We start from the raw sequence: 16,565 nt of genomic DNA on the forward strand, positions 1-16,565 counted from the left end.
ATGTCGACGAGCCGAGCCCCTTGAGCCAAACCCTTCAGGAGACGTTCTCGCGCCTGTGGACGCTCGACCGGGATGTCCTGGCGATCGCGTGGCTGTCCCTGCGCGTCAGCGTCACCGCCGTCGGGATCGGGCTCGCGCTCGGTATTCCGCTCGGGGCGCTGATCGCGGTGGCGCGGTTTCCAGGGCGCGGCGCCGTCGTCGGGCTTCTCAACACCTTCATGGGCCTGCCGCCGGTGATCGTCGGGCTGATCCTCTATCTCGCCCTCTCCCGCTCGGGTCCCTTCGGCGCGTTCGGCCTGCTCTTCACCCCCGCTGCGATGGTGGCGGCGCAGGCGGTGCTGGCGACGCCGCTCGTCGCGGCGCTGACGCGTCAGGTCATCGCCGATGCCGAGGCGCATCTGGGAGAGCAGCTGCGCTCGCTACACCTCTCCGCACCGCGCCGAGCAAGTGTGCTGATCTACGACGCGCGGTTCTCGCTGGTCACGGCGGCACTGGCCGCCTTCGGCCGGGCGATCTCGGAAATCGGCGCCGTGCTCGTCGTCGGCGGCAATATCGACGGGCATACCCGCACCATGACGACGGCGATCTCGCTGGAGACGCAGAAGGGCGACCTCAGCCTCGCCCTGGCGCTCGGCCTCGTGCTGATGAGCCTCGTGCTGGCGGTGAACGCCGCCGCCGCGCTCCTGCGCGGCCATGTCGCGAGAGCCTACGGATGAGCGCCGCGCCCGCCATCCGTCTCGACGGCGTCAGCCTGGCGTTCGGCGGACGGCCGATCCTCGACCGTCTCGACCTCGACGTCGCCGCGCACGGCATCACCGCCCTGATCGGCCCCAACGGGGCGGGCAAGAGCGTGACCCTGCGGGTGATCGACGGTCTGTTGCGGCCGGATACCGGCACGGTGCGCCTCACGCCCGGCCGCCGCGCCTTCGTGTTCCAGCGCCCCGCTCTGGTGCGCGCGAGTGCGGCCGCCAACGTCGCCCTCGGGCTGGTCTCGCTGAAGCTGTCCCGCCGGGAGAGCGTCGAACGGATCGCGGCGGCGCTCGCCCGCGTCGGCCTGTCGGAGCGGGCGAAGGACGCGGCGACGCGCTTCTCGGGCGGCGAGCAGCAGCGCCTCGCGCTCGCCCGCGCCTGGGCGATGCGGCCGGACCTCCTGCTCCTGGACGAGCCGACCGCGAGCCTCGATCCGGCCGCGACCGAGACCATCGAGAGCCTGATCACCGAGATGGCGCGGGCCGGCACCACCGTGCTCCTCGTCTCGCACAATCTCGGGCAGGTCGCCCGGCTCGCCGACGAGACCGTGGTGCTCACCGCCGGCCGCGCCGTGGAGCGGGGTCCGACTCGATCCGTCCTCTTCTCACCCCGCACCCCTGAAGCGCGGGCCTACCTCACCGGAGAACTGCCTTGGACCTCCTTCGCCGCAGCTTCCTGACGCTCTCGCTCCTTGCCGCCCTCGGCACGGCCTCACCGCTCTCAGCGGAGCCCGCCTCGATCGTCGTCGCCTCCACGACCTCGACCGAGCAATCGGGCCTGTTCAAGCACATCCTGCCGCTGTTCAAGCAGAAGAGCGGGATCGACGTGAAGGTGGTGGCGCTCGGCACCGGCCAAGCCCTCGACGCCGCGCGCCGGGGCGACGCCGACGTCGTGCTCGTTCACGACCGCCCGGCCGAGGACAAGTTCGTCGCCGAGGGCTTCGCCAAGGGGCGGCAGGACGTGATGTACAACGACTTCGTGCTGATCGGCCCGAAGGCCGACCCGGCCGGCATCCGGGGCAAGGGGGTGGACGACGCCTTCAAGGCCATCGCGGAGGGACAAGCGCCCTTCGTCTCACGCGGCGACCGCTCCGGCACCCACAGCGCCGAGCTGCGGAGCTGGAAGGAGGCCGGCGTCGATCTCCCGGCGGTCCGCGGCGACTGGTATCGCGATGTCGGACAGGGGATGGGTCCGGCGCTCAACACCGCCTCGTCGCTCGGCGCCTACGTTCTGGCCGATCGCGGCACGTGGCTCTCGTTCAAGAATCGGGGCGACCTGACCATCCTCGTCGAGGGCGACAAGCGCCTGTTCAACCCCTACGGCGTGATGCTGGTAAATCCGGAGAAGCACCCGAACGTGAGGGTGAAGGAAGGCCAAGCCTTCATCGATTGGCTGGTTTCGCCCGAGGGACAGCGGGCAATCGCCGATTACAAGATCAACGGCGAGCCGTTGTTCTTCCCGAGCGCGAAGAAGGGCTGACGCCCGTCTACACCGCCTCATCCCGAGGCGCCGCGCAGTGGCCTCGAAGGATTCTTTCGGTTCCCGTGCGGTGACTGGCGGACCCTTCGAGGGCGACGCTTCGCGCCGCCACCTCAGGGTGAGGAGGCGGGTTGAAAAGAAGACCCCAACGATCCCGTCTCTACCGCGGCGGACCCGACTGACGCTTGCGGGCGAAGACCCACAGGGCCAGCACGGCGAGCGCGATCAGCACGCTGACCCAGACCCAGTTGAAGTCGGTGGCCGCGGACGTCGCCGCGCCCGAACTGGAGCCGGACGGCCCCGATTCCGGAATCGGCGGGGCAGGGTTGGTGGCCTGGGCGAGCGCCGCATGAAGTCCGGCGAGCCAGACCGTCACGGCGAAGGCGGCATGTCTCATGATACGCAAGCTCCAAGGATGCAGGCCGCCCGGGCGAAGGCGGTTACTCTTTCGCCCTGTCGAACTGGAAGGCCGGCGCGTCGTTGAGCTGTGCCTTGGTCAAGCGCACCTCGGCATGGATCAGATCGTGGCCCACGAGCACCGTCGCGGGCGTGGAACTTGGCTGCTGAGGCTCGACCGAACCGGTCGCTTCTGTGACGCGGCCGCTCTGCTGGTTCTGCACCGCGCCTAGCACCTCGGGGGAAACCTTCGAGCCCGGCATCGTCTCCGCACTGGCCTTGTCGGCGGCCTTCTCGCTCGGTGCGTTGTCCGGCGTCACCACCGAAGACGTGCCGCCGGTGAGGGACACATCCTCGAAATTCCAGGCGAGCTGGTCGAAGGGCACCGCGACGTATTTTTCGCCGACGCCGAGGAAGCCGCCGACGCCGATCACCACCGCTTGGATGCGGCCCGTGCCGTCCACGAGCACGTCCTCGATCTTGCCGACCCGGACATGGTCCGCCCCGACCACGCCGACGCCGATCACCTTGGAGCCGCGCATCGTGCCCACCTCGGGCCGCTCGATGAAGCGGGTGGCCGCAGGCCCGGCGGGCGCCGCCTCGGCGAGGGCGGGAAGCGGGGCAACCGCGAGTGAGAGGGCGAGGGCGGCGAGCGCGGATCGCGGGACGCTGGACAAGTTGGGACGCATCCCTGACTCCGGGTTCGGACGTGCTGGTGCCCCGTTAACGGCCGGCGACCCTGCCAGTTCATCCGCGTCAGGCGACGCCGTCCCACGTCTCGGTGATAACGCGTCCCGCATGCGAGAGGCGGGCGCGCAGCACCACGTCCCCCGCAGGCCGCGGATCGGGCGGCCGGAACTCGGCGTAGAGGCGCCAGCCGCCGGTCTGCGGCACCCGCTCGGCATAGGGCTCGACCAGCGCGCCCGCGCTCGCCGAGAGCGCCACGTCGATGGATGCCTTCGGATCGTCGGGCAGGCCCGGCCCCTCGAAGTCGATGGCGTAGAGACGCCGCTGCGGCGAGGGCGGATCGGTCGGCCGCAGACGCTCAGCCGAACCGACGCGGGTCGAAACCACACGGGCGAGCGGCGGCGCGAGGGCCGGCGCCGGCTCGGCGCCGACCGTGACGAGGGAATAGGCGAGCCGCAATGGCTTGCCTGCTTCGACGGGCGCCTCCGGCACGAAGGCGGCGACGATGTTGTCGGTCGCCTCCGTGCGTGAGGGGATCTCGAACAGCCGGACCGCACCCGCGCCGAATCCGCCCTGCGGCGTCATCCACAGGCCCGGCCGGTCCTCGTGCTGCGCCTGCACGTCGAGATAGGCGGCAAAGTGCCGTTCCCGTTGCAGCAGACCGAAGCCTTCGAGCGGGGCGGCGCGGAACGACGAGATCTGCGGCGCGGGCCGGCCGTTGACGAGGGGCCGCCACAACCGGTCGCCGGTGGTCTGCACCACCAGCCCGTCCGAATCGTGCACCTGTGGTCGGAAATCGTCGAACGGCTCGGCGCCGCGTACGCCCGGCCCGTTCTCGCCGAACAGGAACATACTGGTGAGCGGCGCGAGGCCGAGCGCTGCGATCGGACGGCGCGGAAACAAGGCGGCTTCGACCGCGACATGGGACGGATCGCCCGGCGTGACGGCGAAGCGGTAGGCGCCCGTCAGGCTCGGACCGTCGAGCAGCGCGAGAATCGTGATCGTCGCCGCGCCGCCGTGCGGCTCCTCGATCCAGAAACTGGTGAAGTCGGGAAACTCCTCGCCCTGCGGCAATCCCGTATTCACGGCGATGCCGCGGGCCGAGAGGCCATAGATCTGCCCCCGGCCGCGGATGCGGAAGTAGGAGGCACCGAGGAAGACCAGGAATTCCTCGTGGGACATCGGCCGGCTCGCATCGAACCCGTGGGCGATGCGAAAGCCCGAATAGCCGAGCGAGGTGGGATAGCGGCGCCCCTGCAAGGCCAGCCCGAGATCGAACAGGTCGGGATCGTAGCCGAAGGGGCGCACGCCGTCGGGCGATTGCAGGAAAATTTTCACTCGCTTGGCGTGCAGGTTGCCGCGGTGGAACGGCTGCATCGAGAAGCGGGGTCCGAGCGGGACCGTCGCCTCGGGTCGGAAGCGGATCGCCTGGAAGGCGTCGTAGTCGAGCGCGGCCAGCTCCGGCGGCAGGGAGCTGCTCGGCGCCGCGTAAACCTGCGCCGCCAGCCGCTCGGCCCGTTCCGCCACGGCCTCGAAGGTGACCGGACGGGCCTCGATCGGCGATTGGGATGAGGCGTTTGGCAACGTTTGAGCCATCGTTCTGGCGGCATTCAGGTCGAAGAGGCCAGGAATGCCCAGGCCGGCCGTACCGGCAAGAGCACCTCGAAAAGCGCCACGGACGATGGCGCGCCGCGAAACGTCGATTACTTCGGGCGCCTCGTTGTCCGCGTCCGACGGTCCTGCCATCCGTTCATCCCTCCCGCGAGTGTCGACGCCGATCATGTCCAGCCCAGACTTGCCGCAGGCGGACCGCTCCGTCGAGACGGGGGCCGGGGGTGAAACCCGCCCGAGGGGCGCGGGCCCCGCGCCGCGGCCGGCCTCGTTCCGCCGGCGCCGCCTCGCGCTGGCGGCGCCGACGCTGGCCATCGCCGCCGCCATCGCCGCCCTGGCGCTCGCGGCCTACGGCGTGCCGGAGACGTGGCTCGGGTGCGCCGTACTCGGGCTCTTCGTCGTGCTGATGGCGTGGCAGAGCTTCACCGCGTGGCAGTATCTCTACGGGCTCATCGCCGCGCTGATGGGCGACCGTACCCTGTCCGCGCTGGAGCGCCGCGCCGCGACGATCTCGACCCGTCCCACCGGCCTCAGCCGCACGGCGGCGGTGGTGGCGATCCATGCCGAGGACCCGCTCGCGGTGTTCTCGGCGATCCGGGTCATGGCCCGGTCGCTCCAGCGCGAGGGCGGCGACGGTTCGGATGTCGACATCTTCGTCCTGTCCGATACCCGCGAGGGCGCGATCAGCGCAGTCGAGGAGCACGAATTCGCCCGCATCCAGGCCTGGAGCCGGCGCGAGGGCCGCGGCATGCCGCGCATCCGCTACCGCCGCCGCGCCGACAATTCCGGCCGCAAGGCGGGCAACATCGCCGAGTTCTGCGCCACCTACGGGCACGAATACGACTTCATGATCGTGCTCGACGCCGACAGCCTGATGACCGGCGCCGCCATGCGCCGGCTCGCCCGGCTGATGGAGGAGAACCCGCGCACCGGCCTGATCCAGACCGTTTCCTACGCGGCCGGCCGCGACACGCTGTTCGCGCGCATCCAGCAATTCGCCGTGCGCCTCTATGCGCCGCTCTCCCTGCGCTGCCTCGAGACGTGGCAGGGGCCGGACGGCTCCTACTGGGGTCACAACGCGATCCTGCGCATCGAGGCGTTTGCGAACAACGCCGAACTCCCGGTCCTCTCCGGCAAGCCGCCTTTGGGCGGCGAGATCCTCTGCCACGACATCGTCGAGGGGGCGCTGCTGCGCCGCGCCGGCTGGGAAGTGCGCCTGCTGCCGGAGATGGGCGGCACCTGGGAGGAAATGCCGACCAACCTCATCGACCTGCTCGGGCGCGAGCGGCGCTGGTGCCAGGGCAACCTGCAGCATATCCGCGTGCTGCCGATGAAGGGGTTGCTCGGCGCGAGCCGCTGGCATCTCGGCGTGGGTATCCTCGGCTACTGCGTGTATCCGCTCTGGATCGCCTTCCTCGCGCTCGGCACGTGGCAGGCGGTGCGCTCGGGCGAACTCGGACTGATCGGCTACGGTCTCGACGGCGGCAACGCGGCGGCCTGGGCGCTCGCGGCCCTCGTCGTCGCGGTGATGGCGCTGCCGAAGCTACTGAGCCTCGGCTACGTCCTCGCCTCGGCCCGGCGCCGGGCGGATTTCGGCGGCACCCGCTCGCTGCTCGTGAGCGCGGCGCTCGAGCAGGCGATCTGGGTCCTGCTCTGGCCGGTGATGGCGTTGTTCGCGGCGGGCGCCGTCGTGACGACCCTGTTCGGGCGGGTGGTTCGCTGGGACACGCAATCCCGCGACGATCGCAGCGTGCCGTGGCGGGAGGCGCTCCGCCTCCAGAGCGACGCGGTTGCGGCGGGCGGGGCGCTCGCGGTGCTGCTCGCCTTCGGCAGTTCCTGGCTCGCCCTGTGGATGGCGCCGGTCGCCCTCGCTCTGCTGACGAGCCCGTTCCAGAGTGTTCTCACCAGCAGCACCCGCCTCGGGCTCGGCTCGAAGGCGCGCGGCCTCTTCCTCACCGAGGACGACACGCGCCCGGCTCCGGAACTGCTCGAATTGCACCAGAGCCGCACCGCCGGCGCCGAGCCGACGGCGATCACCGCCGCGCCGTCCCCGTGGCTCCCTGCGACCATCGACGAGGCGCACGCGCCGACCCTGCGCTGAGCGTTCTGCGCCGAAGCGGATTTCCGGCTCGGCGTCAGGGCGCAGCCCTCGGCGCACATGGGCCGAGAGGATCGGCGCGGATGAACCGCCGGGCTACTTGCCCTCGAGCACCTCGATCGGATTAGTGCGCTGGGTGGGCGCGGGGTCGCGGGTGAGGGTGCTCCCATCCTTCCTTTCGCCGCGGCTGGCCGCACCGCCGACATCGGACTTGCCCGAGGAGTCGAGGGCGGGCTGTGTCGGGACCGTACCGCTCGCCAGTTCGAGGCAGGTCAGCAGCTCGACATAGGACGGGAAGCCACCGGCCTCGAATTGCTGCGTGCATTGCGTCTTGGCCGCGGCCGGAAACTCGCTCCAGCGCTTCTTCAGATCCCGTTCGGCGCCGCGCTCGGAATTGAGGCAGGAATCGGCGCTGACATTGTCGCTGAGCGTCTTCTGCACCCGCTTTGCCGATTGGCAGGTCGCCTCGACATCGAGCTTCGGCGGCCCGTCCTCGGCCTGGGCTGCGCCGCAGAGAAGGCCGAGGGAGAGTGTGGCGAGGAGGAGGGGCGTGCGGTTCATCATGGCGGCTCGCGTCCCGGTTGGGGCTCGTCGCCCCGACAACGCACGGAGCACCGCAACGGCCACGCGCCCTCCACAAAATTCGAAAAAAGCGTCAGCCGGTCGGCCTGTGCGCAGCCGTCAGAGCCGCGTCGAGATCGCGAAGCAGGTCCTCCGGATCTTCGATGCCGGTGGAGAGGCGCAACAGGTCGGGCGGGCAGGGGGTACCCGGCCCCTCGACGGAGGCGCGGTGTTCGATGAGGCTCTCCACGCCGCCGAGCGAGGTGGCCCGCTTCCACAGAGCCACCCGCGCGGCGGTCTCGATCGCCGCTGCCTCGCCGCCGGCCACGCGGATCGAGAGCATGTAGCCGAACCCGCCCGTCATCTGCCGCGCAGCAACTGCGTGGCCGGGATGGTCGGGCAGCCCCGGATAGAGCACCGCGCTCACGAGCGGATGCGCGGAGAGCCGCTGCGCGAGGTGGAGCGCCCCGGCGCTCTGTGCGGCAGCGCGCAGGGGCAGCGTGCGCAGTCCCCGCATCAGAAGGTACGCCTCGAACGGGCCGAGGATCGCGCCCCAGCCGCCGCGGATCGCCACGAGCCGATCCCAGAACGCATCCGTCCGCGCCCCGGCCAGAACGCCGGCCACCACGTCGGAATGGCCGTTCAGGATCTTGGTGGCCGAATGCATCACGATGTCGGCCCCGAGCGTCAGCGGCCGGGTCAGAATCGGGCTCGCAGCGGTCGAGTCCACGGCGACCCGCGCCCCGGCGGCATGGGCGATCTCGGCAATGCGGGCGATGTCGGTGACCGTGCAGAGCGGGTTGCCCGGCGTCTCGACCCAGACGAGACGGGTCTTGCCGGGCCGGATCGCGGCACGCACGGCCTCGGTGTCGTCCATCGGCACGAAGTCGACCGCAAGGTCGAGGCGCGGCGCCTCCTGCCTCAGCCAGCGACGCAGCCCCCAGTACATGACGTCGGGCGCGATCACGTGGTCGCCGCGCTCCAACGCGCAGAACACCGCCGACGCTGCCGCCATGCCGGAGCCGAACAGCAGGGCGCCCGCTTCCGCCCGTTCGAGCGCGGCGATCACGTCCTCCGCCTCGCGCGTCGTGGCATTGTCGGGCCGGGCGTAGATGAAACCGGAGCGGTAGGCGTTGTCGGGGTCGCGCAGATAGGTGGTCGAGAGATGAAGCGGCGGCACCACCGCCCGCGTCACCGGCTCGACCCGGCCGAGCGCCTGCGCGGCCAGCGTCGCCGGGCGCCATTCCTCGGACGAAAGTGCCTCGGAAGACGCTGCATCGGAATCGCCGTGAGGCGCGTTGGACCGGCTCATGGGTTTCCTCGCTCGGTGTCGGGTCGCGATGCCGGCTTGAGCGAATCCGCCGGACCGGGCAAGGCGGAGAAATGAGCGACGGAGCATTGCAGGGCGCATGAGCGCATTGGACATCCCCGAGCGGCCGGCCCTGCCGCCGATCCCACGGCTCGCCGCCGCGATCCTCCCCGTCATCCTGGTGACGGCGGTGGGGTCGCTCTCGACCGGCACCAATATCGAGGAGTGGTATACGACGATCCGCAAGCCGGCCTTCAACCCGCCGAACTGGGTGTTTCCAGTGGCTTGGACCATCCTCTATGCCCTGATCGCGGTCTCTCTCTGGCGGCTGCTCGGCGCGCGCCCGGTGCCGGGGCCGGCCCGGAAGGCGTGGTGGCTGGCACTGGCCGCCTTCGGCGCGCAGCTCGCCCTCAATGCCGCCTGGACACCGGTCTTCTTCGCCGCCCACCAGCTCGGCCTCGCGCTGATCGTCGCGCTCGCCATGCTGACCATGATCCTGTGGACGATCCGCCTCTCCTGGCGCTTCGATCGGGCTGCGGCGTGGCTGCTCGTGCCCTACGCCGCCTGGGTGTCGTTTGCCTGCCTGCTCAACGGAACGATCTGGCAGATGAACTGAGTCCCGAGAGCGCATCCCGACAAAGGGGTTACCGGTTCGTCGGGATGCGCCTCGAACCCATGATCGAGAAGCGCCGGCCCGATGCAATCAGGTCGGATACGGATCGACGGCATCGTCCCGAAAGGTGGGCGCCGCTTTCGGCAAAAAGACGATGCCTTAAGCCGCCAGCGCCCGCGTCACCGTGGAGCGCAGGTCGGCCAGGGAGAAGGGCTTGGTCAGCACGTCGGTGACGATGGCATCGAGGCCGCGGGCGCGCTCGCGCTGGTCGGCAAAGCCCGTCATCAGCAGGATCGTGAGATCGGGATAGTCGCGCTTGGCCGCGAGCGACAGCGCGATGCCGTCCATCAGCGGCATGCGGATATCGGTCAACATCAGGTCGAAGCCGCCACCGGCCTCGGACAGGCGATCGAGGCCGTCGCTGCCGTCGATGGCCGTGACGACGGTGTGACCGTCCAATTCCAGCCCGCGCTTGAGGAAGCCGCGAACCGTATCCTCGTCATCCACGAGCAGGATGCGCGCCATGGTCGGGCGTCCTCTACCGTTCCTTCGATGGGGATCGTCGCGCCCGAGTGACCGCAGGGAAGCGCGGCCTGTCAAGCCTCATAAGCTGACAGAGTTCCATCGGTGGCAAATTTCGAGCAAGTATCACGTTCTTATCAGGAATTTGCCGGACCGGGATTACGGTCAGGCGCCCCCGAACAGATCCGCGTCGCTGCTGTCGTAGTCGACCAATCCGACGAAGGGGAGCTGGCGGAAGGCGTGGGCAGCGTCCATGCCGTAGCCGACCACGAACACGTCCGGGCAGGTGAAGCCGACGAAATCCGCGTCGATCGTCACGGCACGCTTGCCCGGCTTCTCCAGGAGCACCGCGGTCAGCACGCGCTTGGCGCCGCGGGCCATCAACAGGTCCTTGGCGAAGACGACCGTGCGGCCGGATTCGAGGATATCGTCGACCAGCAGCACGTCACGCCCGCGCACCTCACTCTGCACGTCGCGCAGGATCTCGACTTGGCCCGAGGAGACGGTCGAGTTGCGGTAGCTGGAGAGATGCACGAACTCGACCTGCGGCGAGAGCCCGGCCCGGTGGAGCGACCGCAGCAGGTCGGCGGCGAACATGAAGCTGCCCTTGAGCACCGCGACGACGAGAAGGTTCTCGGGCTTGGCCGCGACGATCTCGTCAGCCAACTCGTCGTTGCGCTTGGCGATCGCCGCCTCGTCGAACAGGACACGGACGCGTTTCGATGCGGTGCTCATGCGGCTCGTGATGGTTTCGCGGAATGTTCCAACGGCACGAACCACCCTCGGCCGTGCCATACTTCACCATACCATGCGCAGCGGGCTCCGCCAGCGTTGCAGACCCGCGCAAGCGACGCGCCCGCTGCCGGATCGACGCAATCCACAGCTGTAATCCGGAACGCCACGATGGCTTTCCCGAGATTGCTCCAGAGCATCATCCCGAAAGGTGGTTGCCGGCTTTCGGAAATGGATGATGCAAAACCAGGAGGATAGAGCACCGTCCCGGATCCTATATCCAGGGCGGTGCTCTAAGGGGACGGAACGGCGCCCGCGCCGACGGCGGCATCGTCCGAGAAGCGCACCTCGACCTGCCGGCCCTTTTCCGGGGGGGCCGAGAGGCTCGCCTTGAACCGCGCCCGCTCGCCGGGCTCCAGGGCCGCGCGCGGTCCCGGGACGGTCCAACGGTAGAGCGACTGTCCCCCGGCGTCGCGGACCTCGAGCTCGATCGCCGGCACGGCGACCCGGTCCCGGGCAACCGCCACGAGATCCCCCTCCACGACGAGCCGGGCGGGGTTGCTGCCGTCGGCGGCCACCTGAAACGCGGCGATGTCGGTCAGATCGATGCCGCGCAAATTCACCGGCAGGCCCACGCGGGCGAACAGCCCCGCCGTCTGCGGCATCGCCCGCACGACGCTGGCGCGCCCGAGGAGCACGAGCGGCAAGGCGGCGGCAAGGACGAGGCAGGCGGCAATCGCCGGGGAGAAGCGCCGCGCCGAGCGCTTCGGCTTGCTCCGCTTGGCGGCCTTCCCTTTGCTCGGTCGCGGACGCGGCACGGGTTCATCGACCGGGGCTTCGGTTGGCGGCGGCTCCGGTGATGGGGGAGCGGCGCTGGTGTCAGGCTCCTCGGCCGCCGACATCTCGTCGAACATCGCGGCCACGACCTCGTCGGACGAGATGAACCACGTCTCGCGGCAGGCCGCGCAGCGCACCGAGCGCCCGCTGGTGCCGACGCGGTCGGCATCGATGCGATACTCGCTGGCGCAGGCCGGGCAGACGATCAGCATGGGATGGGTTAAGCCGCGTCGGTGTCAGGTCCCGGCAGCGGGTTGCCGCGCTCTCGAAAAGGACACAAACGTTCTCACCGAGTAGGGTTAACCGGCAGTGAAGCCGGATATGGCACAGGGTGATGTGTCGCGTGCGAAGCGTGGAGTGAGCGGTCCTTGTCGGCTGGGATGAAAACGGGCAGCCTCCTGTCCGGCGCGGAGGAGCCCGTCGTCCGGTTCGAGAGCGTCGGCATGCGCTACGGCCTCGGGCCAGAGGTGCTGTCCGATGTGAGCTTCGAGATCGCGCCGCACTCTTTTCAGTTCCTCACCGGCCCTTCCGGAGCGGGCAAGACGACGCTGCTGCGCCTGATCCTGCTCTCCGTGCGCCCGACCCGCGGCATCGTCTCGGTGTTCGGCCGGGAGGTGAGCGGGATCTCCAACGACGCGCTCACGGGCTTGCGCCGCCGCATGGGCGTGGTGTTCCAGGATTTCCGCCTGCTCGATCACCTGACGACCTATGAGAACGTGGCCCTGCCCCTGCGCGTGCAGGAGCGGGCGGAGGCGAGCTACCGGGCGGAGGTCGTCGAATTGCTGCGCTGGGTGGGGCTCGGCGAGCGCATGCACGTCCTGCCGCCGCTCCTGTCGGGCGGCGAGAAACAGCGCGCGGCGATCGCGCGGGCGTTGATCGCGCGGCCGGAACTGCTGCTGGCCGACGAGCCCACCGGCAACGTCGATCCAAGCCTCGCCCGGCGCCTGCTGCGGCTGTTCATGGAGCTGAACCGGCTCGGCACGTCCGTGGTGATCGCCACCCACGATTACGGCTTGATGGATCTCGTCGAGGCGCGCCGCATGGTGCTCGCCGACGGCAGGCTGCGGGTGGAAGGCCCATGAACGAGGTGCGCTCCCCCGCCCGGAGCGGCGCAGCTGCGGCGAAAGCGGCGGCCCCCGCATCCGAGGCGCCGCTTCCGGCCAACCTGCGTCGCAACGCCCCCTTGGTGCCGACCGATTCCGCCGCGAGCCGGGCGCTGGCGGCGGTCATCGCCATCCTCACCTTCCTCGCGGCGCTCTGCGCGGGTGCGGCGGAAATCGCCGTCTCCAGCGCCAGCCAGTGGCAGGGCAGCGTCGCGCAGGAGATGACGGTGCAGATCCGGCCCGGAGCCGGGCGCGACATCGAGGCGGACGTGAAGCGGGCCGAAAGCCTCGCACGCGCCGCGCCGGGCATCGTCGGTGCGCGCATCTTCTCCAAGGCGGAGTCCGAGCGGCTGCTCGAACCCTGGCTCGGAAGTGGCCTCGACATGTCGGACCTGCCGGTTCCGCGGCTGATCGCGCTGACGCTCGCGAGCGACCGAAGCCCCGACCTCGCGGCTTTGCGCGCCGCGCTCACCGAGGCGCTTCCGGGCGTGGCGAGCCTCGATGACCACGCGCTCTGGCTCCAGCGACTCTCGACCATGGCCAACACCTTTGCCGGCATCGGCATCGGCATCGTCCTCCTCGTCCTGTTCGCCACCGGGCTCGCCGTGGTCTTCGCCACCCGCGGCGCCATGGCCGGAAACCGCGAGGTGGTCGAGGTGCTGCACTTCGTGGGCGCCGACGACGACTACATCGCCAAGGCCTTCCAGAGCCGCTTCTTCCGCTTAGGCTTGAGGGGAGGGGCGCTGGGTGCGGGCGCCGCGCTGCTGACCTGCGCGCTCGCCGGCCTGTTCGCCCGGATGTGGCGCTCGGGACCGGCTGGCGAGGAGATCGAGGCGCTGTTCGGGACGTTCCAGATCGGCTGGCGGGGTTACGCGATCATCGTGTTCATCGGCATGATCGCGTCCCTCGTCACGGCGGCTGTGTCGCGCTTCACCGTACGCCGGTTCCTCCGATAGAGTCGGGTCGATTGAACCTGTTAACGTTTCGACAACCATTGAGAACCGAGAGTCTCGGCACCGACACCGTTCATGAGCCCCTGTTCCGTCCGTCATGCTTCCGCGAGTGCCCCGCCGACAGGCGGCCGGCCCGGGCCGGCTCCCAAACGATTCCCGCTGCGAGTCCCACCGCGAGGCGCTCGGATGGTCCTGGGCGGCGGACCTGTCGGCCCACGCATCGTCGCAGCCCTCCGCGGCTCGAATGACTGAGAACCCGGCGCGGTCGGGGCGCGGCATCCGGCTCCTTCGGGCCTTCGTCGGCCTCTCCCTCCTCAGTCTGCTCGCTCTGGCGGGCGGCTTCCTCGCTTTCGTCGCGGTGGTCGAGCGAACCGACCGGCCGAGCCTGGACGGCGTCGATGGCGTCGTCGCCATGACCGGGGGCTCGCAACGCGTCGGCGATGCCATCGATCTGCTGGCGGAGGGCCATGGCAGGCGGCTGCTGATCTCAGGCGTCAACGAGCGCACCACCCGCGAGGAGATCGTGCGCCTCAATCCGTCACAGGAGCACTGGATCACCTGCTGCGTCGATCTCGACTACCGGGCGCGCAACACGATCGGCAACGCCATCGAGACCCGGCGCTGGATGCGGCGCCACAGCTTCGGCACCGTCGTGGTCGTGACGTCGAACTATCACATGCCGCGCACCCTGGTGGAGTTGCGGCATGCCCTGAAGGACGGCGAGACGCTGATCCCCTATCCCGTCGTCTCCGATGGGCTCGATGTCGGCCGCTGGTGGGCGGATCCGGCGGCCACCCGTCTGCTCGGGGCCGAATATCTCAAATTTCTGGTCGCCTGGGGACGGACCCGTTTCGAGTCCGACCCGGAGCAGTCACGCTTCGCCGTACTGATCGGGCGCCGCCAACCGGTGAAGGTCGTGGCCGAACGGTTGCTGCGCGAGGCGAACTGACCGGCGCGGCGGCCCCGCCCGTGGCCAGCAAGGCGTGCCGACGATTCAGGTCGGCTATGCCGCCGCCAAAGCCGAGAAGCAGGCGGGAGGGGTCAGGCGGGGGGCATCAGCGCGCTCAATGCCCTTAAGATCGTATCGAACGCCACCGGCTTCTCGAACCGTGGAACGGCGGTGTAGGCATCCGGAATGGAACCCGCGTCGTAGCCCGTCACGAACAGGAAGGGTGTGCGCCGGGCAATCAGGCGCTCGGCGACGGCGTAGGCGCGCTCGCCCCTGAGACCGAGGTCGAGAATCGCGCCGTCCACGGCGCCATCGGAACCAAGGGCATCCAGGGCCGCCTCGATGCTGGCGACCGGGCCGCGAACGACCGCCCCGGCCTTCTCCAAGCCCCGTCGCAATTCATCGGCCCAGAAGTAATCGTCCTCGACGATCAGAACGCAGCGGTTCAGGAGGGCACTGACCGGCAATGGGGCACTTCCTCCATTTCGAAGCGCGTCGAGATGCGCGCGGGCTTCGCGTGAAGCCCCCTTCGGCACCATCAATTCAAAGAACATGATTAAAATGAGCCAGCGCGCATGACGTATCACTCGTTGGCGAAAAAGCACCTAGAAATTGTACGACCCTGAATTCGGTGGCCGGCTGATGTGCGGCAAGGATCTGGCCAGGACCGGACGTTTGATGCACAGGAACCGTCTTCGGCACCAGCACTCGCCAGGCTCCCTGTAACGACTGTCGCATGACCGCGCTCCTCCCTCCCGCTCTCGAAGATTTCCGCCGCGTCGTCGTGAAGGTCGGCTCGGCCCTCTTGGTGGATCGCGCGCGGGGACGCCTGCGTCACGCGTGGCTCGCCGCGCTCGCCGAGGACATCGCCGACCTGCATGGTCGCGGCGTCGATGTCGTGGTCGTCTCCTCCGGCGCCATCGCGCTCGGCCGCACGGTGCTGGGCCTTCCGCCCGGTGCGCTGCGCCTGGAGGAGAGCCAAGCGTCGGCGGCGGTGGGCCAGATCGCGCTCGCCCGGTACTGGACCGAGGCGCTCGGTCACCACGACATCGTCGCGGGACAGGTGCTTGTGACGCCGAAGGACACCGAGGAGCGCCGCCGCTACCTCAACGCCCGCGCGACCATGCAGAAGCTTCTCGAAGTGCGCGCGGTCCCGGTCGTCAACGAGAACGACACGGTGGCGACCGCCGAGATCCGCTACGGCGACAACGACCGACTGGCGGCGCGGGTCGCCACCATGATCGGGGCCGACGTGCTGGTGCTGTTCTCCGACATCGACGGCCTCTACACCGCGCCGCCTCACAGCGACCCGCAAGCGCGCCACCTGCCGGTGATCGAGCGGGTGACCCCGGAGATCGAGGCGATGGCCGGGGGGCCCGCTTCCGATCTGTCCCGCGGCGGCATGCGCACCAAGGTCGAGGCGGCCAAGATCGCCGCCAGCGGGGGCACCCACATGGTCATTGCCGACGGGCGCGGAAAAAATCCGCTGCGCGTGGTGCGAGAGGGCGGACGCTGCTCGTGGTTCCTGTCGGGCTCGACCCCCACCGCCGCGCGCAAGACCTGGATCGCGGGCTCGCTGGAGGCCTCCGGCACCCTCGTGGTCGATGCCGGCGCTGCCCGCGCGCTTCAGGGCGGGGCGAGCCTGCTGCCGGTGGGCGTCACAGCGATCGAGGGGAGTTTCGCCAAGGGCGACACCGTGCTGATCCGCGGACCCGAGGGGCGCATTCTCGGGCGGGGGCTCGTGGCCTATGACAGCGCGGATGCCGCCGCCATCATCGGCCGCTCCAGCCGCGAGATCGCCGCCGCCTCAGTCCAGGCCGGTCGCACGGAGATGATCCACCGCGACGACCTTGCAATGATCGGGGCCTGACGCGGCAACTTCACATCGACGCTTGTTCAACCCCAAGGCGATGTGCAAAGGGGCGCGGGAGGGTGCATATGCATTCAAATGCGCAATCGCGCCGC

Annotated in this window: 18 protein-coding genes; 9 read left to right on the forward strand and 9 right to left on the reverse strand. The window is 69.7% G+C overall.

Going from position 1 to position 16,565, the window contains the following annotated elements; all coding sequences use genetic code 11:
• The first annotated feature begins 20 nt into the window (after nt 1-20).
• From E4V01_RS12670 to E4V01_RS12680, 3 genes are read left to right on the forward strand one after another with little or no spacing between them, the layout of a single operon-like run.
• Entirely contained in the window at nt 21-716 is a 696-nt protein-coding gene (locus E4V01_RS12670) for an ABC transporter permease (protein WP_135298584.1), read from the forward strand.
• Entirely contained in the window at nt 713-1,429 is a 717-nt protein-coding gene (locus E4V01_RS12675) for a phosphate ABC transporter ATP-binding protein (RefSeq protein WP_135298585.1), read from the forward strand. The genes E4V01_RS12670 and E4V01_RS12675 overlap by 4 nt, the downstream gene beginning before the upstream one ends.
• Nucleotides 1,402-2,229, forward strand: coding sequence for a substrate-binding domain-containing protein (locus tag E4V01_RS12680; RefSeq protein ID WP_135298586.1), 828 nt, complete (start codon nt 1,402-1,404; stop codon nt 2,227-2,229). The genes E4V01_RS12675 and E4V01_RS12680 overlap by 28 nt, the downstream gene beginning before the upstream one ends.
• Before the next feature lie 160 nt (nt 2,230-2,389).
• On the opposite strand, the gene E4V01_RS12685 is transcribed toward E4V01_RS12680, so the two are convergent.
• From E4V01_RS12685 to E4V01_RS12695, 3 genes are all read right to left on the reverse strand, one after another.
• Nucleotides 2,390-2,626: a hypothetical protein gene (locus E4V01_RS12685; protein WP_060770266.1), complete on the reverse strand. Its 237-nt coding sequence runs from the start codon at nt 2,624-2,626 to the stop codon at nt 2,390-2,392.
• A gap of 43 nt (nt 2,627-2,669) precedes the next feature.
• Complete coding sequence (locus tag E4V01_RS12690; protein ID WP_135298587.1) at nt 2,670-3,314, reverse strand: PRC-barrel domain-containing protein; 645 nt, start codon at nt 3,312-3,314, stop codon at nt 2,670-2,672.
• 67 nt (nt 3,315-3,381) lie between these two features.
• Nucleotides 3,382-5,058, reverse strand: a complete 1,677-nt coding sequence (locus E4V01_RS12695; protein ID WP_135298588.1) for a glucan biosynthesis protein G — start codon at nt 5,056-5,058, stop codon at nt 3,382-3,384.
• A 34-nt stretch (nt 5,059-5,092) separates the two neighbouring features.
• On the opposite strand from E4V01_RS12695, the gene mdoH reads away from it, so the two are divergent.
• A complete protein-coding gene (gene mdoH / locus E4V01_RS12700) occupies nt 5,093-7,024 on the forward strand; it encodes a glucans biosynthesis glucosyltransferase MdoH (protein WP_135298589.1) in 1,932 nt (643 codons plus the stop codon).
• A 93-nt stretch (nt 7,025-7,117) separates the two neighbouring features.
• On the opposite strand, the gene E4V01_RS12705 is transcribed toward mdoH, so the two are convergent.
• On the reverse strand, nt 7,118-7,585 hold the full coding sequence (locus E4V01_RS12705; RefSeq protein ID WP_135298590.1) for a hypothetical protein: 468 nt from the start codon (nt 7,583-7,585) through the stop codon (nt 7,118-7,120).
• Nucleotides 7,586-7,676: 91 nt separating this feature from the next.
• Nucleotides 7,677-8,894, reverse strand: coding sequence for a PLP-dependent aspartate aminotransferase family protein (locus tag E4V01_RS12710; RefSeq protein WP_135298591.1), 1,218 nt, complete (start codon nt 8,892-8,894; stop codon nt 7,677-7,679).
• A 97-nt stretch (nt 8,895-8,991) separates the two neighbouring features.
• Between E4V01_RS12710 and E4V01_RS12715 the strand changes: the two genes are divergently transcribed.
• Entirely contained in the window at nt 8,992-9,507 is a 516-nt protein-coding gene (locus tag E4V01_RS12715; protein WP_060770271.1) for a TspO/MBR family protein, read from the forward strand.
• Between the two features lie 156 nt (nt 9,508-9,663).
• Here the strand turns inward: E4V01_RS12715 and E4V01_RS12720 are convergent, their stop codons facing one another.
• The 3 genes from E4V01_RS12720 to E4V01_RS12730 form a co-directional block, all read right to left on the reverse strand.
• A complete protein-coding gene (locus tag E4V01_RS12720) occupies nt 9,664-10,029 on the reverse strand; it encodes a response regulator (RefSeq protein ID WP_003600588.1) in 366 nt (121 codons plus the stop codon).
• A 162-nt stretch (nt 10,030-10,191) separates the two neighbouring features.
• On the reverse strand, nt 10,192-10,761 hold the full coding sequence (gene hpt / locus E4V01_RS12725; RefSeq protein WP_060770272.1) for a hypoxanthine phosphoribosyltransferase: 570 nt from the start codon (nt 10,759-10,761) through the stop codon (nt 10,192-10,194).
• A gap of 290 nt (nt 10,762-11,051) precedes the next feature.
• Nucleotides 11,052-11,807, reverse strand: coding sequence for a DUF3426 domain-containing protein (locus E4V01_RS12730; protein ID WP_135298592.1), 756 nt, complete (start codon nt 11,805-11,807; stop codon nt 11,052-11,054).
• A gap of 168 nt (nt 11,808-11,975) precedes the next feature.
• Between E4V01_RS12730 and ftsE the strand changes: the two genes are divergently transcribed.
• The 3 genes from ftsE to E4V01_RS12745 all read left to right on the forward strand — a co-directional run bounded on the left by ftsE (nt 11,976) and on the right by E4V01_RS12745 (nt 14,600).
• On the forward strand, nt 11,976-12,677 hold the full coding sequence (gene ftsE / locus E4V01_RS12735; protein ID WP_003600594.1) for a cell division ATP-binding protein FtsE: 702 nt from the start codon (nt 11,976-11,978) through the stop codon (nt 12,675-12,677).
• On the forward strand, nt 12,674-13,654 hold the full coding sequence (locus E4V01_RS12740) for an ABC transporter permease (RefSeq protein ID WP_135298593.1): 981 nt from the start codon (nt 12,674-12,676) through the stop codon (nt 13,652-13,654). The genes ftsE and E4V01_RS12740 overlap by 4 nt, the downstream gene beginning before the upstream one ends.
• 241 nt (nt 13,655-13,895) lie before the next feature.
• A complete protein-coding gene (locus E4V01_RS12745) occupies nt 13,896-14,600 on the forward strand; it encodes a YdcF family protein (RefSeq protein ID WP_135298594.1) in 705 nt (234 codons plus the stop codon).
• A 92-nt stretch (nt 14,601-14,692) separates the two neighbouring features.
• Here the strand turns inward: E4V01_RS12745 and E4V01_RS12750 are convergent, their stop codons facing one another.
• Nucleotides 14,693-15,205, reverse strand: a complete 513-nt coding sequence (locus E4V01_RS12750; protein ID WP_371688519.1) for a response regulator — start codon at nt 15,203-15,205, stop codon at nt 14,693-14,695.
• Nucleotides 15,206-15,336: 131 nt separating this feature from the next.
• Between E4V01_RS12750 and proB the strand changes: the two genes are divergently transcribed.
• Nucleotides 15,337-16,470, forward strand: a complete 1,134-nt coding sequence (gene proB / locus E4V01_RS12755) for a glutamate 5-kinase (RefSeq protein ID WP_060770277.1) — start codon at nt 15,337-15,339, stop codon at nt 16,468-16,470.
• Nucleotides 16,471-16,565 lie beyond the last annotated feature (95 nt).

The organism is Methylorubrum sp. Q1 (genome assembly GCF_004683995.1).
Taxonomy (GTDB): Bacteria; Pseudomonadota; Alphaproteobacteria; order Rhizobiales; family Beijerinckiaceae; genus Methylobacterium.

Excerpts from the sequence above, each read along its gene's own strand:
- E4V01_RS12710 (WP_135298591.1), bottom strand. The coding sequence starts at position 8,894 with ATGAGCCGGTCCAACGCGCCTCACGGCGATTCCGATGCAGCGTCTTCC.
- ftsE (WP_003600594.1), top strand. The coding sequence starts at position 11,976 with ATGAAAACGGGCAGCCTCCTGTCCGGCGCGGAGGAGCCCGTCGTCCGG.
- E4V01_RS12730 (WP_135298592.1), bottom strand. The coding sequence starts at position 11,807 with ATGCTGATCGTCTGCCCGGCCTGCGCCAGCGAGTATCGCATCGATGCC.
- E4V01_RS12675 (WP_135298585.1), top strand. The coding sequence starts at position 713 with ATGAGCGCCGCGCCCGCCATCCGTCTCGACGGCGTCAGCCTGGCGTTC.
- E4V01_RS12720 (WP_003600588.1), bottom strand. The coding sequence starts at position 10,029 with ATGGCGCGCATCCTGCTCGTGGATGACGAGGATACGGTTCGCGGCTTC.
- mdoH (WP_135298589.1), top strand. The coding sequence starts at position 5,093 with ATGTCCAGCCCAGACTTGCCGCAGGCGGACCGCTCCGTCGAGACGGGG.
- E4V01_RS12740 (WP_135298593.1), top strand. The coding sequence starts at position 12,674 with ATGAACGAGGTGCGCTCCCCCGCCCGGAGCGGCGCAGCTGCGGCGAAA.
- E4V01_RS12690 (WP_135298587.1), bottom strand. The coding sequence starts at position 3,314 with ATGCGTCCCAACTTGTCCAGCGTCCCGCGATCCGCGCTCGCCGCCCTC.
- E4V01_RS12715 (WP_060770271.1), top strand. The coding sequence starts at position 8,992 with ATGAGCGCATTGGACATCCCCGAGCGGCCGGCCCTGCCGCCGATCCCA.
- E4V01_RS12685 (WP_060770266.1), bottom strand. The coding sequence starts at position 2,626 with ATGAGACATGCCGCCTTCGCCGTGACGGTCTGGCTCGCCGGACTTCAT.
- proB (WP_060770277.1), top strand. The coding sequence starts at position 15,337 with ATGACCGCGCTCCTCCCTCCCGCTCTCGAAGATTTCCGCCGCGTCGTC.
- E4V01_RS12705 (WP_135298590.1), bottom strand. The coding sequence starts at position 7,585 with ATGATGAACCGCACGCCCCTCCTCCTCGCCACACTCTCCCTCGGCCTT.
- E4V01_RS12745 (WP_135298594.1), top strand. The coding sequence starts at position 13,896 with ATGACTGAGAACCCGGCGCGGTCGGGGCGCGGCATCCGGCTCCTTCGG.
- E4V01_RS12695 (WP_135298588.1), bottom strand. The coding sequence starts at position 5,058 with ATGGCAGGACCGTCGGACGCGGACAACGAGGCGCCCGAAGTAATCGAC.
- hpt (WP_060770272.1), bottom strand. The coding sequence starts at position 10,761 with ATGAGCACCGCATCGAAACGCGTCCGTGTCCTGTTCGACGAGGCGGCG.